The organism is Vibrio sp. 811 (genome assembly GCF_033339195.1).
Genome location: NZ_JAWOUB010000002.1, coordinates 329,214 through 355,037 on the forward strand (window position 1 = coordinate 329,214; position 25,824 = coordinate 355,037).

The 25,824-nt window shown below is 43.9% G+C and carries 23 protein-coding genes; 11 read left to right on the forward strand and 12 right to left on the reverse strand.

Translation table 11 applies throughout. The features are described from left to right. Positions 1–3: 3 nt before the first annotated feature. The 3 genes from R7Q46_RS05320 to R7Q46_RS05330 form a co-directional block, all read right to left on the reverse strand. Entirely contained in the window at positions 4–795 is a 792-nt protein-coding gene (locus tag R7Q46_RS05320) for an outer membrane lipoprotein-sorting protein (protein WP_064353838.1), read from the reverse strand. Between the two features lie 18 nt (positions 796–813). Then, on the reverse strand, positions 814–3,192 hold the full coding sequence (locus tag R7Q46_RS05325; RefSeq protein ID WP_318077363.1) for an efflux RND transporter permease subunit: 2,379 nt from the start codon (positions 3,190–3,192) through the stop codon (positions 814–816). A 249-nt stretch (positions 3,193–3,441) separates the two neighbouring features. After that, positions 3,442–4,230, reverse strand: a complete 789-nt coding sequence (locus R7Q46_RS05330) for a TetR/AcrR family transcriptional regulator (RefSeq protein ID WP_005377913.1) — start codon at positions 4,228–4,230, stop codon at positions 3,442–3,444. Between the two features lie 270 nt (positions 4,231–4,500). Here R7Q46_RS05330 and R7Q46_RS05335 point away from each other — a divergent pair, with 270 nt between their 5' ends. Next, the gene (locus R7Q46_RS05335; RefSeq protein WP_031780965.1) at positions 4,501–4,686 is read left to right on the forward strand and encodes a hypothetical protein; all 186 of its coding nucleotides are present in this window, start codon (positions 4,501–4,503) and stop codon (positions 4,684–4,686) included. Here the strand turns inward: R7Q46_RS05335 and R7Q46_RS05340 are convergent. The 6 genes from R7Q46_RS05340 to thrS form a co-directional block, all read right to left on the reverse strand. Then, a complete protein-coding gene (locus R7Q46_RS05340) occupies positions 4,679–5,488 on the reverse strand; it encodes a helix-turn-helix domain-containing protein (RefSeq protein WP_005385480.1) in 810 nt (269 codons plus the stop codon). The genes R7Q46_RS05335 and R7Q46_RS05340 overlap by 8 nt on opposite strands. A gap of 366 nt (positions 5,489–5,854) precedes the next feature. Further along, on the reverse strand, positions 5,855–6,172 hold the full coding sequence (locus R7Q46_RS05345) for a heavy metal-binding domain-containing protein (protein ID WP_005377919.1): 318 nt from the start codon (positions 6,170–6,172) through the stop codon (positions 5,855–5,857). Positions 6,173–6,363: 191 nt separating this feature from the next. Continuing rightward, on the reverse strand, positions 6,364–6,717 hold the full coding sequence (gene rplT / locus R7Q46_RS05350; RefSeq protein ID WP_004727974.1) for a 50S ribosomal protein L20: 354 nt from the start codon (positions 6,715–6,717) through the stop codon (positions 6,364–6,366). Between the two features lie 40 nt (positions 6,718–6,757). Next, entirely contained in the window at positions 6,758–6,952 is a 195-nt protein-coding gene (rpmI, locus tag R7Q46_RS05355; RefSeq protein ID WP_005377932.1) for a 50S ribosomal protein L35, read from the reverse strand. 120 nt (positions 6,953–7,072) lie between these two features. Further along, the gene (gene infC, locus R7Q46_RS05360) at positions 7,073–7,624 is read right to left on the reverse strand and encodes a translation initiation factor IF-3 (protein WP_080276913.1); all 552 of its coding nucleotides are present in this window, start codon (positions 7,622–7,624) and stop codon (positions 7,073–7,075) included. A 3-nt stretch (positions 7,625–7,627) separates the two neighbouring features. Beyond that, the gene (thrS, locus tag R7Q46_RS05365; RefSeq protein WP_005395892.1) at positions 7,628–9,556 is read right to left on the reverse strand and encodes a threonine--tRNA ligase; all 1,929 of its coding nucleotides are present in this window, start codon (positions 9,554–9,556) and stop codon (positions 7,628–7,630) included. A 402-nt stretch (positions 9,557–9,958) separates the two neighbouring features. On the opposite strand from thrS, the gene R7Q46_RS05370 reads away from it, so the two are divergent. Next, on the forward strand, positions 9,959–10,936 hold the full coding sequence (locus R7Q46_RS05370; protein ID WP_213874418.1) for a DUF3187 family protein: 978 nt from the start codon (positions 9,959–9,961) through the stop codon (positions 10,934–10,936). Between the two features lie 6 nt (positions 10,937–10,942). On the opposite strand, the gene R7Q46_RS05375 is transcribed toward R7Q46_RS05370, so the two are convergent. Beyond that, entirely contained in the window at positions 10,943–11,686 is a 744-nt protein-coding gene (locus R7Q46_RS05375) for a sporulation protein (RefSeq protein ID WP_017821818.1), read from the reverse strand. A gap of 248 nt (positions 11,687–11,934) precedes the next feature. On the opposite strand from R7Q46_RS05375, the gene hutC reads away from it, so the two are divergent. The 6 genes from hutC (at position 11,935) to R7Q46_RS05405 (ending at position 19,413) form a co-directional block, all read left to right on the forward strand. Further along, positions 11,935–12,642 (forward strand): histidine utilization repressor, encoded by a 708-nt coding sequence (gene hutC / locus R7Q46_RS05380; protein ID WP_318077364.1) that lies wholly within the window; start codon positions 11,935–11,937, stop codon positions 12,640–12,642. A 129-nt stretch (positions 12,643–12,771) separates the two neighbouring features. Then, positions 12,772–14,022: an imidazolonepropionase gene (hutI, locus tag R7Q46_RS05385; RefSeq protein WP_054576441.1), complete on the forward strand. Its 1,251-nt coding sequence runs from the start codon at positions 12,772–12,774 to the stop codon at positions 14,020–14,022. A 1-nt stretch (position 14,023) separates the two neighbouring features. Continuing rightward, positions 14,024–15,034 carry a formimidoylglutamase gene (hutG, locus tag R7Q46_RS05390; RefSeq protein WP_005377946.1) on the forward strand — a complete coding sequence of 337 codons (1,011 nt, stop codon included), beginning with the start codon at positions 14,024–14,026 and terminating at the stop codon, positions 15,032–15,034. 73 nt (positions 15,035–15,107) lie between these two features. After that, positions 15,108–16,805: a urocanate hydratase gene (hutU, locus tag R7Q46_RS05395; protein WP_318077365.1), complete on the forward strand. Its 1,698-nt coding sequence runs from the start codon at positions 15,108–15,110 to the stop codon at positions 16,803–16,805. Positions 16,806–16,816: 11 nt separating this feature from the next. Beyond that, complete coding sequence (hutH, locus tag R7Q46_RS05400; protein WP_017821814.1) at positions 16,817–18,352, forward strand: histidine ammonia-lyase; 1,536 nt, start codon at positions 16,817–16,819, stop codon at positions 18,350–18,352. A 335-nt stretch (positions 18,353–18,687) separates the two neighbouring features. Continuing rightward, positions 18,688–19,413 carry a DUF3581 domain-containing protein gene (locus tag R7Q46_RS05405; protein WP_017821813.1) on the forward strand — a complete coding sequence of 242 codons (726 nt, stop codon included), beginning with the start codon at positions 18,688–18,690 and terminating at the stop codon, positions 19,411–19,413. A gap of 110 nt (positions 19,414–19,523) precedes the next feature. Here the strand turns inward: R7Q46_RS05405 and R7Q46_RS05410 are convergent, their stop codons facing one another. Further along, complete coding sequence (locus R7Q46_RS05410) at positions 19,524–19,985, reverse strand: methyltransferase family protein (RefSeq protein WP_033905135.1); 462 nt, start codon at positions 19,983–19,985, stop codon at positions 19,524–19,526. A gap of 73 nt (positions 19,986–20,058) precedes the next feature. Then, positions 20,059–23,094 carry an FAD-binding and (Fe-S)-binding domain-containing protein gene (locus R7Q46_RS05415; protein ID WP_047100719.1) on the reverse strand — a complete coding sequence of 1,012 codons (3,036 nt, stop codon included), beginning with the start codon at positions 23,092–23,094 and terminating at the stop codon, positions 20,059–20,061. A gap of 263 nt (positions 23,095–23,357) precedes the next feature. Here R7Q46_RS05415 and R7Q46_RS05420 point away from each other — a divergent pair, with 263 nt between their 5' ends. From R7Q46_RS05420 to R7Q46_RS05430, 3 genes are all read left to right on the forward strand, one after another. Next, positions 23,358–24,038, forward strand: a complete 681-nt coding sequence (locus tag R7Q46_RS05420) for a DUF3334 family protein (protein ID WP_005388843.1) — start codon at positions 23,358–23,360, stop codon at positions 24,036–24,038. Between the two features lie 208 nt (positions 24,039–24,246). Next, positions 24,247–24,942, forward strand: coding sequence for a DUF2786 domain-containing protein (locus tag R7Q46_RS05425; RefSeq protein WP_005377954.1), 696 nt, complete (start codon positions 24,247–24,249; stop codon positions 24,940–24,942). A gap of 217 nt (positions 24,943–25,159) precedes the next feature. Continuing rightward, positions 25,160–25,819, forward strand: a complete 660-nt coding sequence (locus R7Q46_RS05430) for an OmpA family protein (RefSeq protein ID WP_005377956.1) — start codon at positions 25,160–25,162, stop codon at positions 25,817–25,819. Positions 25,820–25,824 lie beyond the last annotated feature (5 nt).

Consider the following 25,824-nt stretch of genomic DNA (forward strand, 5'->3'; position numbering starts at 1 on the left):
CCACTACCTCACTCGCTTCAACACATTCTTATGAAAGTCATTGTCTTGTAATCCAGTGTTAAAACGCATTTCGCTAGTCGTTAGCTCAGTACTTTTTCCTGTTTGATGGTTTGTCATCGCCATAGTGTGCGCTCGCCAATATTGGTTGAGATATTGCTTGTAATCGGAAAAAGAAAGCGTTTTTAACAAAGAGCCTTTGCGGTCGTAAAACTCAACTTTAAGTGGACGATAATGCGCTTTATCTAACCACACCGTTTGCTTGGTATAACCTGAGTTCTTATCGGTCGGAATTTGCTCTACGACGAAAACATCTTGCCCGTTTATGCTGTCATCTTTTAGGTAGTTGAAACGGTATTTTTCAATCTCAAAGGAACTGAGATCCTCATACGCGAATTCACTGCCCATAAAAGGACCTGATTTGTTACGCGAGGAAATACGTTTCACACGTTTCAGTGCAGGAAGGTAAAGCCATTGGTCATCGGCACCCACCGTATGAGAATGGTTGAGAAACGCCGTGCCTTTTACATCTCTCGGTTCATCAAATATCGTGAGCCCTTTGTCACCATCGCCATCAACTTCAAGTGATTGTAAGCGCATTAAACGTGTGCTGCTTTCTCCTTGCGCGTTTCGCAGAATCATTTGCATCGTAGCAACAGAATCCCCCCACCCTCCATCACGGGCTTTGCGCTCTTGGGCAATTTCTAGTCCTTTGGCTTCATCCGCCAACACCGCATGACTCATAATAAGCGAGACAGAAAGTACTGATACTTTTAAGGCATTTTTTACTAAATTCATGTTCAATCCTTTAATTCGTTATGACTGAGTAACAGTCTTGGTTTGAGAGTCAGTTGATTTAAGCTTATTTCGGCGCTCTACCTCGTCGTAAACGCCTTTGTCAAACAACATCAGTAGAGTCGGTAGAAAGATGAAATCCACAACAAGAGCAATGAAGATAACAATGGCACTCAACTGTCCCATATCGGCATTTAAGCGGAAGCTCGACATCGCCAGAACAGAGAAACCAGCAACAAGCACGACCGTCGTAATCCAAAGCGCGCGCCCCACGGTGCGAAAGGCGTAGCGAACCGCTTGCTCCGCACTGTGGCCATCTTTACGAGCGTGTTGATATTTAGAAAGAAAGTGAACGGCGTCATCGACAACAACACCAAGCGTTAATGTCACAACGACAGACAATCCCAAGTTAATCTCGCCAGAAACCAGCGCCCAAATACCAAAACCAATAAGCGCAGGAGCAATATTCGGGACAAGACTAATTAAGCCAAGCTTGAACGAACGCAAGGCAAAGATCAGTAATGCAGAGATTAAGACAAGAGTAATGGGCAAGGTTGACAGCATGCTGGCCATATTCGTTTCACCAATATGCGCAAACATCAATGAAGGACTAGACGCAACAACATCATATTGAGGCGCGTTTTCGTTAAACCATTGGTAAATGCGATTTTCCAAATCAACAAGCTCGACGCTGCCCAAGTTCTCCACGGTGAGAACCATCTTGATCGACGACTTATCTACATTGATTTGGTTGTTCAAATCTAAACCATACGGTAGTGACATTTCATAAAGCAGCAGATATTGAGCCGCTAATTCTCTGTCTTGAGGGAGCGAGTAATAAGCCTGATCATCTCCATGCATGTTCTTGTTTAGGCGCTTATAAACATCGCTCAAGGTCGCAACATGGTCCGTTTCTGGCTGCAACCTTAGCCAGTCAGTAAATTTACCCACGGAATTGAGAAAATTAGGATCGGCAATGCCCTGCGATTCGTTAGTTTTTATCGCGATACTGATGTTCGCCATGCCACTGATTCGCTCTTCCATAAAATCAGCCGCTCGGCGAAATTCATTGCTATGGCCAAAGTACTCGACGGATTCATCATTGACTTTGTTCAGCGGAATCAAGCTCGCACTCGCGACAATAACAAGCACCGACAACGGCAATAACGCATGTCGCTTTGACACCACGAAATCTCCTAAATGATCCATAAAGTGCTTTCTTTCATCAGAAGTATCCGACTTCACCGTAACCGGAAGGATATTAAGCAAGGCGGGAAGTAACGTGATGGAAAGGAAACAAGCAACCATGACGCCAAGGGCTGATAGGTTGCCGAAATCTCTCAGGATTGGAGAATCCGACATATTCATCATTAAAAAGCCGATCGCGGTGGTAATGGAGGTAATCAAGATAGGTATGAAATTGAGCGCAATACTTCGCTCAATAGAGTGGGCTTTACTAAAGCCGTTTTGCATAGACTGACGCATTGTCGCGATGATGTGTACACAGTCTGCGACGGCAAGCGTCATCACCAAGGTAGGCACATTAACGGTCGCCGTGCTTAAGAACATACCAGCCCATCCTGACAAGCCCATTGTCACCATAACCGAGCCGATAATAACGATGAGCGTCGCGATGACGCTAAGCAATGAGCGCAACATGATGGTCAGAAACACCAATATCACTAGTAACATAGTAGGCACTAATGTTGCGCTATCATCTTGGGCTGCGGTCATAAATGCGTAGTTCATTGCAATAATACCAGCCTTGTGGAATTCCGTGTCTGGGTACACTTGCTGATAACGTTCAATCATTCCGTTTATGTAAGCAACCACCTCTTGTACTTCAGCAGTTTTATCTATTTCAGGGAGTTGGACCGTAACGTTTACGACCGTGACATCTCCTTTTTCAGAAATCAGTGAACTTTTCAAAACCGGCTCACTCAACGCAATACTTTTGACTTTCTCTATTCGTTGAGGTGTCAATTCATATTCGCTATACAGTAAGTCTTCGACAAGAAGATCATCTTCAAACGCTTCGGTATGCTGGTAGTTGGCGAGGGAATCAACGCGGGTGGAGTATGGAACTTGCCACGCCTCGTCAGTGATCTGCTGAATAAGAGATAATGTACTAGGAGTAAAAACAGTGCCGCTCTTTGGCGCTATAACCAAAGCAAGACTGTCAGATTTTGCAAAGGTGGTTTGAATTTCATCAAACGCAAGTAACTGCTCATTTGTTCCATCAAAGAAGATGTCGTAATCTCCTCTAAAGTAAAGATTTTTTCCTCCAATAGTTGCTATGACAATCAATAAAACGGTAGCAAGCATCACCAATACACTGTAATTCGTTGGTAGCTTACCACACCCTGAACGGGCGTATTGTTGAACGTTGTGATGTGGCATCACACTCTCCTTTTGTGACGTTTCGTCAAATTTAAAAACTAAAAAAACAGCAAATGCTGTAAATAACCAGACAAACTCGACATGCAAACTTTAGATCGAATGAATTTGGCTACATAAGTTAGTTTTTAGTAACTTCCTATGCTTCTCGTGATCATTGGCTGAACGCCAACCTTCGAGATTTAATGACGATTCGTCACAATAGTGCGATAAAAAAGCCAACCATAACGTCAGATTGACCTTTCCAGTTTATTAGCGATTCACTGACTCTAAATAAGCAAGCTCTTCACTAAATAACTCCTGCTCCACTCGACGCCAGGTTTTACGGTAGTCCCATTCTGTAGATAAAGGCGACCAACCTAAACCATCAAGTAACATATTCGCGTTGTGCAGCACTGAGAATGGGTCTTGAATTCGCTGAATACATCGACTGTTCGATGCATTTTGCGCCAAAGCGTTTGAACCGAAGGCAATAGACCAGTTGGCGAATACAATAGCATCAGAACCAATTGCGGGAGAAAACTTAAGATCACCACATTCTACCGCATTGTTCACCAGCGCATCAGCACCATCTATTACTTGTTCTTCCAAGTTATTCAGTTCATTCACACGTTTAGGTGAAGCCTTCTCTAGAACCCAAGGCGTCTTTGCAACAATCGCACAGGTTGATAGTACTGGCTCCATACGAGCGTAAATACGATAACCTACATGCATCGCAATAATTTTTTCTCTGGTATTGCCATTAAATTTGGCGGTACGTTCGAAAAATATTGCTTCGCTTTTCAGCGAATGAATACAAAGCGCAAGAATCACATCTTCTTTGCTGCAAAAATGATTGTAGATCGTCCCTTTAGAATAAGGGCTTGACGCTGTAAGCTTGTCCATCGTTAAGTTGGCAAAGCCTTGCTCTTGAACTAAAGACTTAGCCAATTGAATAAGCTCTATCTCACGATCAGCAATCGCCTGTTGCTTTTTTGTTAGCCCTGAAGACACACGACATCCGTCTTGCTTGCTATATTTTTTACAGCGAAAGTTAAACATAATCCTTTGATCCGTATACCAACACACTCCCAATAATTGTAACACGATTCTTTAATACAGGAACGCAACTAAAGTTGACGAGCCGTCATAAATGACACTTCGTCATAATAGATCAAAAAACAAACATTTCAAGTATGAATTTATAATTAGAAGATAAATAGCTACCAATTATGCATACCCAAGTAGCTACAGGATGCTTGGTTCAACGAGAATGGTTTCTTTGTAGAGGAAGCGAGAGAGGCTTTGGGAGGAACAACGAAGGAAATCAGCATGTTAAAAATAACGAAAGTAGATGCTGAACAGGTATTATTCGAAATAAGCCCAACACACTTTAAGTCTGAATTAAGAGCAAACACCGCTGAATGCCCTACTTACAAAGTATTTGCTGTCTTAGGCTTTTTCTTTTGCAACGCCCTTTCAGAAACTCTCTTCAAAAAAGGCTCAAAATCTATATAGATAGGCTTGGCTTATCACCTGCAGCTGCGATGGCATAACGAATATCATCAATAAATCGCCCCTCTGTCTCAATAATGCCGTCAGAGAATGTGACTGGCTGATGTGGCCCAGCAAGTAGAACAATATTAGTAAAATCAGAGACATTAAAGTTCTCTGCTACAACATTTTTGGAATGAAAATCGATGACGGTCTTTGCGACTTGATCTTCCAGTAACAAAAGCTGTTCTTCGGTAATTTTCATACGCGCCAAAGCAACGCGAACACACTTATCGTGGGTAGTCGTCTGCTCTTTTATGATTTCGGTATATTTGTCGTTGAGCTTGGAGTTCTCTGCATAGCTATAATATAAAGGTCCGTGCAGCGTTATATTTTTATCTTCATCAACGTAAACGAGATCCAACAACTCTAATGCTTTTAAGTAATCGGACATGCTCTGCTCAGACAAGTCATACTTTTTCTTTAAAATAGAATAGCCGTCTTTACCTCGTAACATTCTCAATTCACGATAAAAGTCGTAAAGGTGAGGGAATTGAAAGAATACCTCATCCTGCGTACGACTAAAGTAATCCTCGTCTTCACCTTGCAATTGATTTGCGAGCTTTTGTAGTTCATCTAACGTGCAATCAACCGCTCTACAATATTCCAGCAACTTATCTAAAGCGAGATTCGTGCTTGTAAGATGTCTCTTAAAGGTAGACAGTGGCATACCCATTTTCTCAGATAGCTCTCGATATGTTAGCCCTTTTGTTTTAATCGCTTGGCGTAATGCGGCTAGCAAGTATTCGGGAGTCAGATCTCTCATCTACAATTCCTTTTGGCAATGTTACAGCTGTATAGTATTTGTAACAATTTAGAACCGCTTGGCAAGGTATAAGTTCATATTTTTATAAGAAAAACATGAATTAATATACTGAAAGGAGAATTCACACAACAAATAAAAAATTCAATATGAATTCAATTTCATTATAGATATAAAATAATATGCAAAATAAAGGTAAAGCAATCACTCTAAATTGTCGTGATTAATTTTAATAGTAACGTAAAGTTGAGAATATAAATCCATTCGCTCTACAAAAATCTAGAATAATTAACCTAAAAGGAACAGAACGGTAAATGCATAATAATTCACCGCTCTCTATTGGCATTTTTGCAATGTTATTCAAGTAGACTAGTCCGCTAATTTCACCGCAGTACCAAATGCCAAAATTTCCGAAGAACCATCTACGATTGAGCTTGTGGTAAATCGAATCCCTACAATTGCATCGGCACCTTTAGACTCAGCGTCCGCCACCATGCGCTGTATAGCAATATCACGCGCGTCGGTCATCATTTCCGTGTAACCACGAATTTCGCCGCCAACAATGCTCTTGATACCCGCCATGAGGTCACGGCCAATATGTTTTGATTGAACAACATTACCAGTTACAACCCCTCTGATTTCAGAGATCTGCTTGCCAGGAATGCTTTCGGTCGTTGTGTAGATCATTTTTAATCCCTTATAAACGTAAAAATTTATACCCAAGCTACCTTATAACTAACATAAGATGCTAACCAATAAATTTTGAGGAGACTGATAAACAATACTCTAAATAGCCAAGCTAAAAGTCATTTGGGTATAAATTTTAGCAATAAAAAAGGAGAGCTAATGCTCTCCTTCTCTTAATCCTAAACTGCTAATTAAAGAGCAGCTTTCGCTTTTTCAACTAGAACTGCAAATGCAGCTTTGTCGAATACTGCGATGTCCGCAAGGATCTTACGGTCGATCTCGATAGATGCTTTCTTAAGACCGTTGATGAAACGGCTGTAAGATAGACCATTTTGACGAGATGCCGCATTGATACGTGCAATCCATAGTTGACGGAATTGACGTTTCTTAGCGCGACGGTCACGGTAAGCGTATTGACCAGCTTTAGTAACTGCTTGGAAAGCTACGCGGTAAACACGTGAACGCGCACCGTAGTAACCTTTAGCTTGTTTTAGAACTTTCTTATGACGTGCACGAGCTTGTACACCACGTTTTACGCGAGGCATTATGCTTCTCCTAAACTAAACGATTGATAACTAAAAAGAATTAAGCGTATGGCAACATACGGATTACTGCAGCCACTTCACATTTTGGAAGGATTGCATTCGGACGTAGTTGACGCTTGTTCTTAGTAGTACGCTTAGTCAGGATGTGACGTTTTGTAGCGTGCTTGTACTTAATACCACCAGCAGTTTTCTTAAAACGCTTAGCAGCACCTTTGTTGGTTTTCATCTTAGGCATGATGAATAACTCCGCATTGAGTAGGTTTAATAAACAACGTAATTAGGGCGAACAAAACCCAGCCATATGCCTTTATATAAAGGAAAGCGGCTAGGTTTTAATTACTTGATGAGCCGTTAATTACTTCTTTTTAGGGGCTAGCACCATGATCATCTGGCGACCTTCAATCTTCTTAGGGAAAGATTCAACTACAGCGATTTCTGCAGTATCTTCCTTAAGACGATTTAGAACGTCAACACCGATGTCTTGGTGTGCCATCTCTCGGCCACGGAAGCGAATTGTTACTTTCACTTTGTTGCCTTCTTCAAGGAAACGCGTCAGGTTGCGTAGTTTTACCTGATAGTCTCCAATATCAGTTCCAGGACGGAATTTTACTTCCTTGATCTGGACCTGCTTTTGCTTCTTCTTCTGCTCTTTAGCAGTTTTGCTCTTCTCGAAGAGGAACTTACCATAGTCCATCACACGACAAACAGGTGGCTCGGCGTTAGGACTGATCTCAACGAGATCCATACCAGCTTCTTCAGCAGCTGCAATGGCTTCTTGAATCGATACAACACCAACTGATTCACCGTCAGCGCCTGTTAGTCGAACTTCACGAATACCACGAATTTCACCGTTGATACGGTGCGGGTTTTGTTTTACCGGCTGTTGGCCACGTCTTCCGCCTTTAATAGCTTATTCCTCCAGATTGAGCTTACGGCTAGAGATCTCGTCTTGGATGTATGCAATAAAATCATCCACTTTAAATTTACCAAGATCTTTACCTTTACGAGTACGCACTGCAATTTCGCCAGCTTCCATTTCTTGGTCACCAACAACAAGCATATACGGTACACGCTTCAAAGTATGTTCGCGGATTTTAAAGCCAATCTTCTCATTTCTCAAGTCCGCTTTAGCTCTAATTCCACTTTTTTGTAGTTTTTGTACTATTTCTTGAACATAACCTGACTGTTTATCAGTAATGTTCATAAGAACTGCTTGTTCTGGCGCCAACCAAGTTGGGAAGAAACCAGCATATTCTTCGATAAGGATACCGATGAAGCGCTCTAGTGAACCTAGAATCGCACGGTGAATCATTACCGGTACAAGACGTTCATTGTTTTCACCTACATAAGTTGCACCTAAGCGACCTGGTAGGTTGAAGTCTAGCTGGACAGTACCACACTGCCACGCACGGTCTAGACAATCGTATAGTGTGAATTCAATCTTAGGACCGTAGAACGCACCCTCGCCTTCTTGAATTTCGTATGGGATATCCATCGATTCAAGAGACTGCTTCAATGCTTCTTCAGATTGATCCCAGATTTCATCTGAACCTACACGTTTCTCTGGACGAGTAGACAGTTTCACTACGATGTTGTCGAAACCAAATGTTTGGTACGTATCGTACACCATCTTGATACAGTTTGTTACTTCTTCTTGAATTTGGCTCTCAGTACAGAAAATGTGAGCGTCATCCTGAGTAAAGCCACGTACACGCATAATACCGTGTAGTGCACCAGATGGTTCGTTACGGTGACATGAGCCAAACTCAGCCATACGTAGCGGTAGGTCGCGGTACGATTTTAGACCTTGGTTGAAGATCTGTACGTGACCTGGACAGTTCATTGGCTTAATCGCGTATTCACGGTTCTCAGAAGAAGTTGTGAACATTGCATCAGCGTATTTGTCCCAGTGCCCAGAGCGTTCCCAAAGAACACGGTCCATCATAAGTGGACCTTTCACTTCTTGGTAACCGTACTCATCTAGCTTAGCGCGGATGAATACTTCTAGATCACGGAAGATAGACCAACCATTGTGATGCCAGAACACCATACCCGGTGCTTCTTGCTGCATGTGGAATAGGTCTAGTTGCTTACCAATCTTACGGTGATCACGCTTCGCCGCTTCTTCTAGGCGAGTTAGGTGCGCTTTCAGTGCTTTCTTGTCGTGGAAAGCCGTACCGTAGATACGTTGAAGCATTTTGTTGTCGCTGTTACCACGCCAGTAAGCACCTGCAACATTCAGCAAAGTGAAGTGTTGACAGAAGCTCATGTTAGGAACGTGAGGACCACGACACATGTCGATGTATTCTTCATGGTGGTAAAGGCCTGGACGATCATCACGAGATACGTTTTCGTCTAGGATTTCCACTTTGTATGGTTCGCCACGTGATTCAAACGTATCACGCGCTTCCTGCCAGCTTACTTTTTTCTTAACCACTTCGTACTTGGTTTTCGCTAGCTCTTTCATACGCTTTTCAATCTTTTCAAGATCTTCTTGCGTTAGAGATTCGTCTAGGTCGATATCGTAGTAGAAGCCATTGTCGATGGTTGGACCGATCGCCATTTTAGCTTGAGGGTAAAGCTGCTTAAGAGCGTGACCAAGAAGGTGAGCACAAGAGTGACGAACGATTTCTAGACCGTCTACTTCATCTTTAACTGTGATGATTTCAAGGCTTGCGTCTTCTTCAATTAGATCACACGCATCAACGCGGTTACCGTTTACACGACCAGCGATAGTTGCTTTTGCAAGACCAGGACCGATCGATTGCGCAACTTCCATAGTAGAAACTGGGTTGTCAAATTGACGCTGACTGCCGTCAGGAAGAGTAATAATAGGCATGCTATGTCCTTTACAGTGGTGTTGCACACCAAGCAACACATGTTATTCAAATTAGAAGCTATTTGTTGAAAATAGTTGAGAGTCAATAAAGGCCTCTCGGTAACACGAATACCGGACCGTTATCGAAAATGGGATTGTACCTAGCTCACATTTAGAATGCAAAGCGCGATTTTGTTTTGTCATAAGAACTTAACCGCAGACCCATCACGACAATCTGATCATGCTTTTTAAGAGACCGCATAACTTGTAAACGGAATTGCCCCTCAATGAACTTACACAACAAATTACAATATCGCCTATTACGTGTGAACCGATACAAAGCCTAACACGCTGGGCGAGAGCTCAACGTGCGATTTAGGTATATAGTTGTTTTATAGAGTAGTTTGTATGTAGGTATTCATCATGGTCTATTTCAAATCGCGCTTTATGGTGCTTCTAAGCACCTCGATATGTTCTTTACAAGCCTTCGCATCAAATGACTTATATGGCCCGCTGCGTTCTTACGCACAATCCCCAATGCAAGTGGTTAGTCACACTAACATACTGCGCTCAGGACATAGTCTGCCCTCTGGTTTTGTCGAAGCCTATGGTTCAGGAACCGTGGCAAGTGTTTGGGCTCATACTGATGAATACGCACTGGATTATTACCACAATCAAATCGAATTAGGCAACAAATGGCAAGTCAGCGATCGTTGGCAGTGGGAGCTCAACTATCGATGGGTCTTTGCCGCTGACAACCATTTAGATGGACTGACGAAAAGCTTCCATAAACTTTTCGGTATCGGACAAAATGGGCGGGATAAAGTAGACAGAGATCGTTTTTACATTTCAATGCCGCAATATGATGTGCTTGAAGATGATTTCGAAGGACAAACACTGGCCAATAACCTATCTACTTACTTACAGTATCAAGTGTTCCAAAATGAACATCACGGCCTATCGATTGGCGGCAGTTTGTATTTTAACGATGTGGCTCACGGCACTTTTCAAGGTAGCAGTTTCGAGCAAGGCTTCCAATTAAACTACAGCTACTTAAGTGATGCTCATGCATTTTATTCGATGATTGGCATGACTTTTCGATCGGATGACCGTGCCTTGCTCGATCTGCCCTATCGACATAATACGATTGCCATTGCGGGTGGGTACCGTTATGCCTTAGAAGATAACCATCACCTGATGTTGGAATATCATTGGTATCAAGGCTCAACAGAAGGGCCCACAGAGTTTGCTGATGCCTCTAATGAACTGGTGTTAGGCTATCGATATCTAATGGAAAATTCAGCGCTTGAGTTTTTAGCCGTAGAGAACGCAAGAAACATGGATAACAGTACCGATATCGCTTTCACAATAGGATATCGGTACATATTTTCATCAAGTTGATGAGAGCTATAGATTTAGCGTTGGTGCAACTGCGGCAGCGACTTGAGCATCGGTTGCATTGATCGGCAACGTAAACGAGCGATATTGGTCACCAGCCAAGCTGAGCGAACGGTCAATCTCTGCCAAACAATGCATGACCTGCCCTTCCAGAATAAAAGAGAGCTCAATTTCTTTTGATGAGATAAAGCCGCTGTTACGGAACTCTAGCTCTTGATAAATACCAGAGCGAGAGGCAAACGAGCCACCGCGCAAAAAGCCTTTTTCAACATCGGCTTTAACCATAGTGAAGCCAGCTTGCTCGATCGCTTGAATAACCCGAGATGCTACTGGTAGTGGTTTCACTTCAATATAGTCACGGTCACGCGGGTCAATCGCAAAATCAATATCTAACGTCGTCTCGACCCAAACATGACATTGATTCTTAAGTGCGCTAACCGCAGTAATTGGCGTTTCATCATGCAGTTTTAGCTCAAACGGAACCTGCTTTTCTTCATTAGGTTGAATCACAAAAGGGTCAACTGCTTTCAATTGATCAATAGTGAAGGTTTGGTAACTTACGCTATCATCCACTTCGACTTTCATTTCCGTGTTCAATTTAATCGTAATAGCATCAATTTGTTGTTCGACGTCTCCGCCTTTGATATGAACATGCCCTTTCAGCGTCGCTCCTTGAAACACGCTCATTTCGTCCAAAATGGTATCTACTTTTGCAGAGCCGATCCCCAGTGATGCTTTCAATTTTTTAAACATACTTTTCCTTTTTTAGCGATTTTTCTTCTAATAATCGTTTGTTTACACAATTGTTTTCTGCTGTGCAAGCAATAGACCACAAGAAAATGTTTGAATTCAATCATCAATCCAAATAATGCTCAGCAGCAAGAGTCATTCGGCCCTTCAATAGGATTGCTCGGTCACTAAGCGGTACATTCGTCGAGAAATGTTTGCAATTTGTACCTAAATTAAGCAGTATTTGTATAGTCAAATAAAGGGAGATCATTATGTCTGCACCACTCTACATTCAAATTAAACAATTTATCCTGGATAAAATTGATGCTGGAGAGTGGGTAGTTGGTCATCGCATCGCCACCGAGCTTGAGCTTACCGAGCAATTTGGTGTCAGTAGAATGACAGTGAACAAAGCAATTCGGGATTTAGTAAATGAGGGCCGATTACAACGTCGCCCACGCTTAGGCACGTTCGTGTGTGATCCTGGTGAAAAGTCAGAATCTCCCCTGCTAGACATTCGAAACATTGCCGAAGAAGTCAGCGATAGAGGGCGAAAGTATGGCAGTAAAGTGCTCAAACAGATTGCCATAAAAGCAGATGACAACATTGCGACAAAACTCGGCGTTATGCTAGGTACGACAGTGTTTTACAGTGAAATTATTCACTATGAAGACCAAACGCCGATTCAATTGGAGCTCCGCTGGGTGAATAGCCAATATGCCCCGAGTTATTTAAATCAAGACTTCACACAAATCACTCCAAATCAATACCTGTCAGATAATTGCCCACTCAGCGCAATAGAACATACTGTAGAGGCAATTGTGCCTGAAAGCCGTATTAAGCAAGACTTAAAAATGCAAGCCAATGAACCTTGCCTTCTCTTGAATCGCAGAACGTGGAGCCAAGATAAGTTAGTCAGTACCGCCCTACTTTATCACCCTGGTAACAAATATAAGCTGAGCTCAAAAGTGCTCATTTAAGGACAAGATTTATCCTCTATATCTACGTTTTGATCACATTTTAGCAACATCAATCTTGTCAGTGTTCTTATTTTGCTCTATTTATTTGTATATACATTTAATGATACAAATAAACACAGGGACACAAACATGGATTTGCTGATTGAAAACGCACGTCTAGTTACCATGCAATCGGGAGAGTGCGGATACCTTCCAACGCCTCCAGCGCGCATTGGTATTAAATCTGGAAAAATCGTTGCGATCAGTACTTGTGCCATTGGTGAAGACGCACCGCAAACCGAGTCTCTGCTGTCTGCCCAACATTACGCTCAGAGTATCGACCTTCAAGGCAAGTTAGTTCTGCCAGGTTTGATCGACTGCCACACTCATCTTATTTACGCGGGCAATCGTGCCAACGAATTTGAAATGCGCTTAAACGGCGTGCCATATCAAGAAATTTCCAAACAAGGCGGTGGGATACTTTCAACGGTGCATGCGACGCGTTCAGCAACCGAAGCGCAATTAGTTGAGTTAGCGTTGCCACGTTTAGACGGGCTACTCGCGAGCGGTGTCACTTCTGTCGAAGTGAAATCAGGCTACGGATTGACACTGAATGATGAAATAAAAATGCTACGTGCAGCCAAAATGCTTGAACAAGAGCGCAAAGTTAAAATCACCACTACACTTCTCGCCGCTCACGCCATTCCGCCAGAGTTCCAAGGTCGTGCAGATGATTATATTGAGCACATTTGTCAGGACATAATCCCTGTTGTCGCAAAGGAAGAATTAGCTACGAGTGTCGATGTTTTTTGTGAATCGATTGGTTTCAATCTTGAACAAACAGAAAAAGTGTTTGTAGCTGCAAAACGCCACGGCTTAAAGGTTAAAGGGCATACTGAGCAACTTTCTAATCTCGGTGGTACAGCCCTCACTGCGCAATACAACGGTCTGTCAGCGGATCACATCGAGTTTTTAGATGAGCAAGGTGTTAAAGCACTTGCTCGATCAAACACCGTCGCCACTCTATTGCCTGGCGCTTTTTATTTTCTAAGAGAAACTCAGTTACCACCGATTGAGTTGTTGAGAGAGCATAACGTGCCGATGGCAATTGCTACGGACGTCAACCCAGGTACATCACCATTTTCTGATCTCACACTCATGCTGAATATGGCGTGCACGCTATTTCGCCTTACACCGCAAGAAGCACTGCGTGGTGTAACGCAACATGCAGCCAAAGCTCTGGGTTATCAAAACTCACGTGGCGAAATCAAAGTAGGGTTTGATGCGGACTTCTCTATCTGGGATATCGAAAGCCCTGCGGATTTAAGCTATCAAGTCGGAGCAAAACGTCTGGTAGGTCGTATAGTAAATGGTGAATACATTTCACACGGAGGCCAATAATATGTCTCAATTCGACCTACACTCTCCCCTATTTCATTGGCAAGGCCGTCATGATGCCGAGGACGGCAAGCTTGGTCAGCGAATTCATCACGTTGTTCAACGCCAAAAAGCAGATGAGTTGAGTGCCGTTGCGCATGGCGTATCATTACTCGGTTTTGCTACCGACGCTGGCGTTGCGAGAAACAAAGGACGCATTGGCGCGAAAAAAGCGCCAGACTTAATCCGACGAGCACTCGCTAATTTAGCATGGCACCAAGACGCCCCACTATATGACTTAGGTACTGTGGTGTGTGAAGACGACTTACTGGAAGAGAGCCAAGCTCTATGTGCAGCAACCATTTCAAGCGCACTGCCCCACACGCCAGTCATCGTGCTGGGTGGTGGGCATGAGATTGCGTGGGCCTCCTTTTCCGGCTTAGCGGGGTATTTTAAAGAGCACTATCCAGAGAAGAAACCTAAAATCGGCATTATCAATTTCGATGCGCATTTCGATTTGCGCGCATTTGAGAGTAACCTCGCCGACATAAGACCAAGCTCTGGTACACCCTTCAACCAAATTCATCATTTTTGTCAACGTAACGATTGGGACTTTCATTACGCTTGTATTGGTGTAAGCCGTAGTAGCAACACTAAAGCACTATTTGAAAAAGCAGATGCGTTAAATGTTTGGTATGTAGAGGACAATCAGCTCTGCTACTTAAACCACAGTTATCACTTAACTCAGCTTCAGCATTTTATTGACGACTGTGACTACCTCTATTTGACCATTGATCTAGATGTATTTCCTGCCGCAACCGCACCTGGAGTCAGCGCACCAGCAGCTCGGGGAGTGAGTTACGACACTATTGCACCCTTTTTAGAGCGAATTCTTCATTACAAAAATAAGCTAATGCTGGCTGATATCGCCGAATACAACCCAAATTATGACGTCGATAGTCAAACAGCACGATTAGCTGCCCGTTTGTGTTGGGATATCGCCAACGCAATGGCGGAAAAACAGCACAAACCATAATGCATCCCAGATGCCACTGATTATTACGACCAAGCAAGTACTTGGTCATCACGAGAAACTAAAGGAGTCTGAAATGACACAGCGCCAGGGACAAGATCCACGACTTGATACAAGCAGAACAATTCGTGCACCTCACGGAGATAAACTGCGCGCAAAATCTTGGCTAACCGAAGCCCCTCTTCGTATGCTGATGAACAACCTTGATCCTGATGTTGCAGAACATCCACATTCACTGGTTGTATATGGCGGCATTGGCCGAGCAGCGCGAAACTGGGAATGTTACGACAAGATTGTTGAAGTACTTGAAAGGCTCGAAGATGACCAAACGCTTTTAGTTCAATCAGGCAAGCCTGTTGGTGTTTTCCCTACTCATAAAAATGCCCCACGCGTGCTTATCGCAAACTCAAACCTTGTTCCGCATTGGGCAAACTGGGAACACTTCAACGAGCTAGATAAACAAGGCTTGATGATGTACGGCCAAATGACCGCTGGCAGCTGGATATACATTGGCTCGCAAGGTATCGTACAAGGCACATACGAAACGTTCGTATCTGTTGCAAAAAAACACTTTGACGGTGACGCAAATGGCCGTTGGATTCTAACGGGTGGTCTTGGTGGCATGGGTGGTGCTCAACCTCTCGCTGGTACAATGGCGGGCTTCTCCATGATTGCAGTAGAGTGTGATGAATCACGTATCGATTACCGCCTACGTACAGGCTATGTCGATAAGAAAGCGACTTCTTTAGATGAAGCGCTAGCTATCATTAAAGAGTCAGACACACCAGTATCGGTTGGTCTACTAGGTAATGCAGCAGACGTTTTCTCTGAGCTGGTAGAACGTAATATCACGCCTGATGTCGTAACAGACCAAACGTCTGCACACGACCCGCTCAATGGCTATTTACCACAAGGCTGGAGCATGTCTCACGCAGCAGAAATGCGTTTGCAAGATGAAGCAATGGTCGTAAAAGCAGCGAAAAAATCCATGGCTGTGCAAGTTCAAGCGATGTTAGAGCTGCAAAATCGCGGCGCCGCAACACTCGACTACGGTAACAACATCCGCCAGATGGCCTTGGAAGAAGGCGTAGAAAACGCATTTAATTTCCCTGGCTTCGTTCCAGCCTACATTCGTCCTCTATTCTGTGAAGGTATCGGTCCTTTCCGTTGGGCTGCTCTCTCTGGCGATCCTGAGGACATTTATAAAACCGACCAAAAAGTAAAAGAGCTAATTCCAGATAATCCGCACTTACATAACTGGCTAGATATGGCTCGCGAACGCATCCAGTTCCAAGGTTTACCTGCGCGTATTTGCTGGGTTGGTCTTAAAGATCGTGAGCGTCTTGGTCAAGCATTCAACGAAATGGTGAAAAATGGCGAACTTAAAGCGCCCGTTGTCATTGGTCGAGATCACTTAGACTCTGGCTCTGTAGCAAGCCCGAACCGTGAAACCGAAGGTATGATGGACGGTTCTGACGCCGTATCAGACTGGCCATTATTAAACGCGCTACTCAACACGGCGGGCGGCGCAACTTGGGTTTCACTGCACCACGGTGGTGGCGTAGGTATGGGCTTCTCGCAACACTCAGGTATGGTTATCTGCTGTGACGGCAGCGAAGATACCTCACAACGTATTGCCCGCGTGCTGCATAACGACCCAGCAACAGGCGTGATGCGTCATGCTGATGCGGGATACGATATCGCTAAACAATGTGCAGCAGAGCAAGGGCTAGATTTGCCAATGCTCAACGAAGAACTGAAGAAGCTCAAGTAAGGATGAAAGAGATGTTAAATTTAACGCTAAAGCCAGGTCATATTAGCTTAAACGAACTACGCCAAGTGAGCCGTTCACCAGTCAACCTTACTTTGGATCCTGAAGCCATTCCGGCCATTGAAGAAAGCACACAGGTCGTAGACCGAGTCATCGCGGAAGATAGAACGGTTTACGGAATTAACACTGGTTTTGGGCTATTGGCTAACACACGAATAGCACCAGAAGATTTAGAAACACTGCAACGCAGTATCGTTCTTTCTCATGCGGCAGGTATCGGTGAGTTTATGTCAGATGAAACGGTTCGTCTGATGATGGTATTAAAAATCAATAGTCTGTCTCGTGGCTTTTCTGGGATTCGCCTAAAAGTCATTAATATGCTGACCGACCTAGTCAACGCACAAGTTTACCCTTGTGTACCTAAAAAGGGCTCTGTTGGCGCATCAGGTGACTTAGCTCCTCTAGCCCATATGAGCACTGTATTACTGGGAGAAGGACAAGCTCGCCACAACGGTAAAATCATTTCCGGGCAAGAAGCATTAAAAATCGCAGGTCTAGAGCCTATCACTCTGGCGCCAAAAGAAGGCTTAGCGCTACTAAATGGGACTCAGGCATCCACAGCGTTCGCATTGGAAGGCCTGTTTATCGCGGAAGACCTTTTCGCGTCAGCAACCGTTTGTGGTGCAATGTCTGTTGAAGCCGCTCTCGGCAGCCGACGTCCATTCGATCCGCGCATTCACCGTGTACGTGGTCATCGCAGCCAAATGGACGCAGCACTCGCATACCGTCATTTGTTGGACACATCGAGTGAAATAGGTGATTCGCACACTAACTGTGAAAAAGTACAAGACCCGTATTCTTTGCGCTGTCAGCCTCAAGTGATGGGTGCGTGTTTACAGCAAATCCGCAATGCGGCGGAAGTATTGCAAGTAGAAGCGAACTCCGTATCAGATAATCCGTTGGTGTTTGCTGAAGATGGTGACATCATCTCTGGCGGTAACTTCCACGCGGAGCCTGTTGCAATGGCAGCCGACAACCTAGCACTTGCGATTGCCGAGATCGGCAGCTTGTCTGAGCGTCGTATGGCATTACTTATCGATAGCGCGCTATCAAAACTACCACCGTTCTTAGTCGACAATGGTGGTGTGAACTCTGGTTTCATGATTGCTCAGGTGACCTCTGCTGCGTTAGCAAGTGAAAACAAAACACTCGCTCACCCAGCGTCAGTAGACAGCTTGCCAACATCTGCAAACCAAGAAGATCACGTGTCAATGGCAACATTCGCGGCTCGCAGATTGAAAGAAATGGGCGAAAACACTCGCGGTATTCTGGCGGTAGAATACCTCTCAGCAGCACAAGGCCTAGACTTTAGAGCACCAAACAAGTCCTCTGAGCGTATTGAGATTGCGAAACAAATGTTGCGTGAAAAAGTATCGTTCTACGATAAAGATCGCTACTTTGCTCCAGACATTGAACAGGCAAATACTCTGCTTAAGCTGGCTATCCACAACACGCTCATGCCAGAGAGCTTGTTACCAAGTGTTCAATAACCAAGCATAACTGGCATTTCATCGAATAAACAGATAATGACTTGAAGGCTCTACGTTCAGCGTGGAGCCTTTTTACATACGATTAAACATGTTGATGGCACTATTTATGAACGCCAGTCTACTTTGATGGCTATACTTTAAAAGATAGGCGAGCGAAAAGGTCGTTGTTTATTGTTTTCACAAATAAAAGCGTTGCTAAAGTATGCGTTTTTAACGGTTTATCCGCCGAAATAGTGTCTTATTGTTAGGATACGGTGAAGTTTTCACTGGATGGACCATTGCTACGCAGATATTCGCATATAATCCCACACAGTTTTGGTTACTACGTAAAAATTATGTTTCTAACACCTTATTTTTCAAACACTAATCACCAGTTTCAGTTCACTCGCGAACAAGCAAGCCACTTTGCAAAACGTGTCGCAGGTGACTACAACCCAATTCATGATGAAGACAACAAACGCTTTTGTGTCCCTGGGGATTTACTTTTCGCAGTGCTCCTTAGTAAAGAAGGCGTTAGCCAAAAGATGCGTTTTAACTTCTCTGGCATGGTAAACGATGGTGTAGCACTTCATATTGAAAATAAGTGTGACAAAGAAAGCGCTGTTGTTGACGAGGCAGGTAAAGAATACTTACACATGTCCCGTGAAGGTGAAACTAACCACGATCCGGCATTTATTGAGCATGTAGTGACAAATTACGTGCAATTTTCTGGTATGAACTTCCCTCACATCATGGTTCCTCTTATGGAAGAGAAGCAAATGATGATCAACTGCCAGCGTCCATTAGTTATTTATGAAAGTATGGAAGTCGAATTTTCACGCTTAGACCTTACGCATCCAGAGGTGGATTTCACTGGCGCAACATTCGACGTAGAAGGAAAACGAGGTGTAGTCACCTTAAACTTTGCGTTCAAAGAAGACGGTGAAGTCGTTGGCAAAGGTATTAAGCGCATGGTTGCAAGTGGCTTGAAGCCATATGACCAAGAAGCGGTTGACGACCTTGTACGCCGCTTTAATGAACGTAAGGATGCATTCCTAGCAAAGTTCGTTAAGGCAGCCTAGTCGACTACCCTATCAGAAGCGCACAAAAAACGTGTTTACTAAAAGAAAGCCCAACGTCGACCGTTGGGCTTTCTTTTTATGTCTCATCCAAACAAAACTAAACGCAATGCTTAGAGCCAACGACGAACATGGTTTTTATAATCCACATACTCTTCACCAAACAATCGCTCTAAAACGCGTTCCTCAGGCTTGATTTGAAACCGATTCATATAACTGACAAATATCACGCCACAAAGCACCACACTCAAGTGCTGCCACCACAAACCAGTTGCTATGATTAGAAGCAATAATGCCGTGTACATAGGGTTGCGTGAAAAGGCAAACACACCAGTTCTTACAACAGAAGATGCCGCTTCAGGTTTTACTGGGTTCACTGTGGTTTTTACTTTGCGAAATTCATACACGCCAGCAATGCCCATGTAGCCAGACAACAAAGTTAATACACCTACTACAAATTCAACAAAGGGTACTCGAATGTTCATGCTCGGCGTCAAAACTTTAAGTCCGTACATCAAAAGTATGACTAACAAAAACACCGCAACAGGTGGGACTTTGAGTTCAAGTTTTCTCAAGATTCATATCCTTTGAAAGGGTCTAAGTACGGTTTCTAAAAAGCCCAGTAAAACTGGGCTTGATTTAGTCCGATTACAACAAAGTTAACAATGCCTGAACGGGATGCTTGGGCTTCGTTCCTTCAAAGCGTTTCACTTGGCTGCGGCAAGAATAGCCTGTAATCAAACATCTCTCGCTATCCAACTTATCTAAGCTTGGCTTCCAGCTTAAATTGTAAATATCTTTCGACATCGACAACTTATCAACCTCATGACCAAACGTACCCGCCATACCACAACAGCCAACAGGTACCGTATTCAAAACTGCACCAAAGTGAGCAAAAATAGCGCCCCACTCTTTTTCCGCATTTGGCATTTTGGTTTTTTCAGTACAGTGCGCAAACAGATACCAAGGTTCCTGCGCCTTATGCTCTCCGCTTTCAAACGCTTCTAGTCTTGGGTAAAGCCATTCGTGGGCTGTTAGTACATCGAAATTACCTCGCTTACTGCCAAGTACTTCAGCGTATTCATCTCGATAACACAGCACCAAAGCAGGATCGACGCCAACTAATGGGATATCCAAATCCGCGACCATCGCCAAGAACTTCGCTGTGTCGGCTGCTGTGTCCTTAAACTGACGTAAAAACCCTTTAATGTGTTGTGCTTTACCATTCGGCTTAAACGGCAGAAGCACCGGATTCATGCCCAGCTTTTTCAATAACTTAACGAAGTCTTCAACGACATCAGCGTCGTAGTAGCTAGTGAATGGGTCTTGAACAATTAAAACATGCTTGCTCTTTTCAGACGAAGACAAACCACTGAGCGCTTGCAGATCATAAGGCGTTGTCAGCGACTCTACTCGTTGTTTCAAGGTGGGTACTGATAACAACGGCGCATCGACATACCCGACCGTAGATGCCGTTAAACTTTTCACCCACGACTGCTTCAAAACACCATTTACGACACCTGGCGCTTTTGCCATCATCGGCAGCATAGTCTCAATGTTCGCAACCAGATAGTCTTTTGCAGGACGTTGATAACGAGAGTGATAGATGTTTAAAAAACGTGAGCGAAAGCTCGGAACATCGACTTTAATCGGACACTGACTCGCACACGCTTTACACGCCAAACAACCATTCATCGCTTCATACACTTCGTGAGAGAAGTCATACTCGTGACGACGATTGATAGAATGACGTACGCGGTCAATCATGGTTTTGATTGATGTTTTGTTTTCTAGTGTTTGCTTTTCTAAGTCAAGAATATCAATGCCTTGCTCAGTAAGCTGACGCAACCACTCGCGAACCAAACCCGCACGACCTTTCGGTGAATGACGACGATCGGCTGTTACTTTCATCGATGGACACATTGGCGAGCTGGTATCATAGTTAAAACACAAACCGTTACCGTTACATTCCATCGCTTGTTTAAAGCTGTCACGTACTTGAACGTCAATCTGACGGTCATAGTAACCACGTTTGGTATCGGTAACTTTGACAAGCTCTGCATCACTATCCAGCGGTGTACAGATTTTGCCCGGGTTCATTTTGTTGTGTGGATCGAATGCCGCTTTCACACGTCTCAGTTCAGTAAACAACTCGTCGCCGAAAAACTCAGGGCCATATTCTGAACGGAAACCTTTGCCGTGTTCACCCCACATCAAACCGCCGTATTTCGCCACCAGCTTGACCACTTCATCAGAAACTTCGTGCATCAATGCTTCTTGGTGCGGGTCACACAAATCCAACGCAGGACGTACGTGAAGCACCCCAGCATCGACGTGACCAAACATGCCGTAATTCAGAGACTTGCTGTCTAACAGTTCTCGAAACTCTACAATGAAGTCCGCCAGGTTTTCTGGTGGCACACAGGTATCTTCAGCGAATGCGACCGGTTTAGCACGACCTTTTGCTGCGCCTAACAAACCCACCGCTTTTTTACGCATGTTGTAAATACGCCCAATGCTCGCTACATCGTTACAAACTTGGTAGCCGATAATGCCCGCTTCTTCTGTTTCCAACATGGTATCGAGCTTGGCGGTCAATGCTGCAACCTGAGCAGCAACTTCCTCTTCGTCCTGACCTGCGTATTCCACCATATTGATGCCAAGCATCTCTTTATTTGGAACATCGGTAAGTAAATCGCTCACGGTGTGCCAAACGATATCTTGCTTCGCGAGATTAAGCACTTTCGAGTCAACGGTTTCTACAGATAGCGCTTTCGCTTCGACCATCAACGGTGCATTACGCAGCGCAGAGTCAAAGCTGTTGTATTTAACGTTAACCAAAGTACGTGCTTTCGGAATTGGCGTTAGATTTAGCTTCGCTTCGGTAATAAATGCCAATGAACCTTCCGCGCCGCAAAGTACTCGTGTGATATCGAAACGGTCACCGTCTTCATTCAAGGCATTTTTTAAATCGTAGCCCGTTAAAAATCGGTTAAGAGGAGGAAACTTATCTACGATCTGCTGGCGTTTTTCACGACATACGGATTCCGTTACACGTAGCGCCTTGGCAGCAAACTCGCCTTCTTTTGGGTAACCGTGAGACAAGTCCGACTCTAAAATTGAACCATCAGCAAACACCGCTTGTAGCGACAAAACATGATCGGATGTTTTTCCGTATTTCAGAGAACCTTGACCAGAAGCATCGGTGTTGACCATGCCGCCAATCGTTGCACGGTTACTGGTAGATAAGTCTGGAGAGAAGAAGTAGCCATAAGGACGAACAGCGTCATTTAACTGGTCTTTCACTACACCAGTTTGTACACGAACCCAGCCTTCTTTCTCATTAATCTCAAGCACTTTGTTCATGTGACGAGACATATCCACCACAATACCTTTGGTTAGCGACTGACCATTGGTCCCTGTGCCACCACCACGAGGTGAAAAGGTAATTCGTTCGTACTTTTCTTTATTGCTCAGTTTCCCGAGGAGAGAAACATCTTCTGTCGTTTTGGGATGAACGACAGACTGAGGAAGTTGCTGGTAAACACTGTTGTCAGTGGCAACCGCTAGTCGGCTTGAATATTGGCTTTCGATATCACCAGTGAATCCGGCGTGCTCAAGCTCTTTCAGAAAACTAAGAACAAGAGGATCGACATCAGTTTGCGAGTGTAATCTTGGTAACATTTGCTTCCTGCCCCTACGACGCTGATCCGATCAGCTGCGGGTTGTGTAATTATTTGCTCACTTCTCATACAAATTGGCGCTAAGCGAAAAAAAACACCACAAAAGAGTTAGTGAAGTAATATTCTTTGAATTTCGTCACTTTACAACATTTAAAAAGACGAGCAAATCAGAATCTCGATACAATAATTAAACTTATGCTTTATTTTTTCACGCTTGATGCCTTACATTGGGGAACGAATCGCGTTTCTAGATGAGTTTTCAGAATGAAAAAAAATAAAATTGTGACCACTGAAGATATCCTTCTCAAACTTTGCCAGTCTGTTTCTGGCGTACTTACTTCGGCGACATCTTCTCAAGTAAATTATTCAGCAATGGTGCAAAAAATCCACAAGACTAGCCTCAAACCAGATTTTGGCTGTTTTGTTCTGTTTGATGGCGGATTTACCGGGCTAGTTGTGATTAATTTTACGGCAAAAGCCGCACTGGAGATCTACACCAACTACATGCGTAATATGGGCATGCCAGAAGAAGAACTGGCAATATCTCATACTTCTGACGAGGTAGGCGATGTTCTGGGTGAACTCATGAATCAACTGGTCGGAGACTTCACTAATAAAATTCGTAAAGACCTGCAAACGAACATCACACAAAACCAACCAAAAATGCTGGCGCTGAATAAGCAAGTTATCTTACAAGTTGATACCAACCTTGACCGCCCTCAAGCGCGCAGAGTGACGTTCTCCACCGAAAACAACAATATTTTCTATCTCGAACTAGCAATGGATAAAACTGAGTTCATCCAACTGGAAGAGTTTGAAGTTGCTGAAGACGAAAACCCAGACGACATTTTAGAGGCCACACGTAAACAGTTGGCTGAGAAAGAATCTAAATCGTCGGGATCAAACGATGATGCCGATGACTTGCTCAACCAGCTCGGGTTGTAATTCTAACGAATCTTAATGAAGAATGGCTTCTTAGACACAAGTACGACTTCATACTGATTACGACGAACTAAAACGCCAGCCTCGCTTAATGCGAGGCTTCTTTTTATGTGCTGAAATTATCTTCAGTCCCACCTTGTATTTCGTTTTTATGTCAAAAAAGGTAATATGTCTGACTTCATAAATTTTCTGCTTTCGTTATTGGTTGTCGATGGATAAACAAAAAGCTCTGAAAAAAATCGCCAAGTGCTTAGAACTGGGCAATTCCGCTAATGTTAATGAGGCTGCCAATGCTATCAAAATGGCACATCGCCTCATGCTTAAATATGGTCTCGATAAAGACGATATTGAGTTCATCAGAATGGGAAAAACACAATCTTCTCATCTGCTACCAGCGAACATCAGTTCTACCATATTGCGAGTGATTCGCGGCATTAACACAAAATTCGGTGTCGAAGCAGTATTGTTGAATCACAAAGGGCTCAAACGTGTCGAATTTATCGGTGAAGCAGATCGCGCTATTTTTGCTGCATTTGCTTTCGATATTGTTTATCGCGAGATGAACGAAAGTACCGGACAATTCCGAAACAGCTTTGCTGGCACCGGCACCTCTTCTCAGGAAGTGACTCGCCGTGTGAACTCATTTGTATCTGGCTGGGTGGAAGGCGCGATTGAAAAATTGCCAATTATTTCTCCAGATGAAGAGTCGGCCAATAAAATTAATGACTATATTGATAAAGAATTCCAAAACATTGACCGCGAAACGTTCAAGAAGCAATTGAAAGAAGCAATGAAAAACCTAACTGAAGACTACGAAGTGGGCTTAAAGAAAGGTAGAAAGGTTTCAGTTAACCGTGGAGTGGGCGGCGAACAAGCACGCAAAATGTTGGGCGATTCATCGAAATAGCCAGAATAGTAAAGGATTCACATAAGCAGCAATGACTTCGATGTCGATGGGGCTTACTTTGAGAGCTTTGGCAGTATTGGTAGGAATTTTCTTACAGAAACTCTTATCAATCTTACTTTCTCATAACAAATATTAATGCTTGTTTATTCATAATTCGCATCCCATTATGAGGCATGGTTTCGCCTCAGTTTTATACGGAGATTTTCCCTTGAAAAAGATGCCTATTGCACTAGCTCTAGTGCTAGCTCTTACTGGCTGTCAAGCCACTCAACGCCAAAATGCAACAACGGGTGAATACGAAACTAACTCCACCACGCAAGGCGCGCTTATTGGTGCGATCGCTGGCGCAGCAATCGGCCTAGCAACGGGTGATGATGCTAAAGAACGTCGTCAGCATGCACTCATTGGTGCAGCCGCAGGCGGAGCGACTGGCGCTGGCGTTGGTTACTACTTTGACCAACAAGAAGCGGAATTACGTCGCGCTTTGCTAAACTCTGGCGTACAAGTTCAGCGTGTTGGTGAAAATCAGCTTTTACTGCGTATGGAAAACGGTATCGGCTTCTCTTCAAGCTCTTACCAACTTGATGCTAGTATCCATAACACTCTACGCGGTGTTGCTCGCATCCTAGTTGAGTACCCAGATACCAGTCTCGTTATTGATGGTTACACGGATAGCACAGGCAGTGAGTCATACAACCAAACGTTGTCAGAGCGCCGTGCAGAGTCCGTACGTCAATTCCTAGTATCTCAAAACGTTGCACCTGGTCGTGCAATTGCACGCGGCTACGGCGAACGTAACCCAATTTGCTCAAACCAAACTTCTGAAGGTCGTGCGTGCAACCGTCGTGTTGAAATCCAGATCTTGCCACTGAAGTAATTTGG

What these genes read in the sequence shown, in the direction of transcription:
- R7Q46_RS05330 (WP_005377913.1), bottom strand. Translation starts at nt 4,230, where the DNA reads ATGTTTAACTTTCGCTGTAAAAAATATAGCAAGCAAGACGGATGTCGT.
- R7Q46_RS05430 (WP_005377956.1), top strand. Translation starts at nt 25,160, where the DNA reads ATGCCTATTGCACTAGCTCTAGTGCTAGCTCTTACTGGCTGTCAAGCC.
- R7Q46_RS05335 (WP_031780965.1), top strand. Translation starts at nt 4,501, where the DNA reads ATGTTAAAAATAACGAAAGTAGATGCTGAACAGGTATTATTCGAAATA.
- hutG (WP_005377946.1), top strand. Translation starts at nt 14,024, where the DNA reads ATGTCTCAATTCGACCTACACTCTCCCCTATTTCATTGGCAAGGCCGT.
- R7Q46_RS05405 (WP_017821813.1), top strand. Translation starts at nt 18,688, where the DNA reads ATGTTTCTAACACCTTATTTTTCAAACACTAATCACCAGTTTCAGTTC.
- hutI (WP_054576441.1), top strand. Translation starts at nt 12,772, where the DNA reads ATGGATTTGCTGATTGAAAACGCACGTCTAGTTACCATGCAATCGGGA.
- thrS (WP_005395892.1), bottom strand. Translation starts at nt 9,556, where the DNA reads ATGCCTATTATTACTCTTCCTGACGGCAGTCAGCGTCAATTTGACAAC.
- R7Q46_RS05375 (WP_017821818.1), bottom strand. Translation starts at nt 11,686, where the DNA reads ATGTTTAAAAAATTGAAAGCATCACTGGGGATCGGCTCTGCAAAAGTA.
- hutC (WP_318077364.1), top strand. Translation starts at nt 11,935, where the DNA reads ATGTCTGCACCACTCTACATTCAAATTAAACAATTTATCCTGGATAAA.
- rpmI (WP_005377932.1), bottom strand. Translation starts at nt 6,952, where the DNA reads ATGCCTAAGATGAAAACCAACAAAGGTGCTGCTAAGCGTTTTAAGAAA.
- R7Q46_RS05325 (WP_318077363.1), bottom strand. Translation starts at nt 3,192, where the DNA reads ATGCCACATCACAACGTTCAACAATACGCCCGTTCAGGGTGTGGTAAG.
- R7Q46_RS05320 (WP_064353838.1), bottom strand. Translation starts at nt 795, where the DNA reads ATGAATTTAGTAAAAAATGCCTTAAAAGTATCAGTACTTTCTGTCTCG.
- R7Q46_RS05345 (WP_005377919.1), bottom strand. Translation starts at nt 6,172, where the DNA reads ATGATCTACACAACGACCGAAAGCATTCCTGGCAAGCAGATCTCTGAA.
- R7Q46_RS05340 (WP_005385480.1), bottom strand. Translation starts at nt 5,488, where the DNA reads ATGAGAGATCTGACTCCCGAATACTTGCTAGCCGCATTACGCCAAGCG.
- hutU (WP_318077365.1), top strand. Translation starts at nt 15,108, where the DNA reads ATGACACAGCGCCAGGGACAAGATCCACGACTTGATACAAGCAGAACA.
- hutH (WP_017821814.1), top strand. Translation starts at nt 16,817, where the DNA reads ATGTTAAATTTAACGCTAAAGCCAGGTCATATTAGCTTAAACGAACTA.
- R7Q46_RS05415 (WP_047100719.1), bottom strand. Translation starts at nt 23,094, where the DNA reads ATGTTACCAAGATTACACTCGCAAACTGATGTCGATCCTCTTGTTCTT.
- rplT (WP_004727974.1), bottom strand. Translation starts at nt 6,717, where the DNA reads ATGCCTCGCGTAAAACGTGGTGTACAAGCTCGTGCACGTCATAAGAAA.
- R7Q46_RS05370 (WP_213874418.1), top strand. Translation starts at nt 9,959, where the DNA reads ATGGTCTATTTCAAATCGCGCTTTATGGTGCTTCTAAGCACCTCGATA.
- R7Q46_RS05425 (WP_005377954.1), top strand. Translation starts at nt 24,247, where the DNA reads ATGGATAAACAAAAAGCTCTGAAAAAAATCGCCAAGTGCTTAGAACTG.
- R7Q46_RS05420 (WP_005388843.1), top strand. Translation starts at nt 23,358, where the DNA reads ATGAAAAAAAATAAAATTGTGACCACTGAAGATATCCTTCTCAAACTT.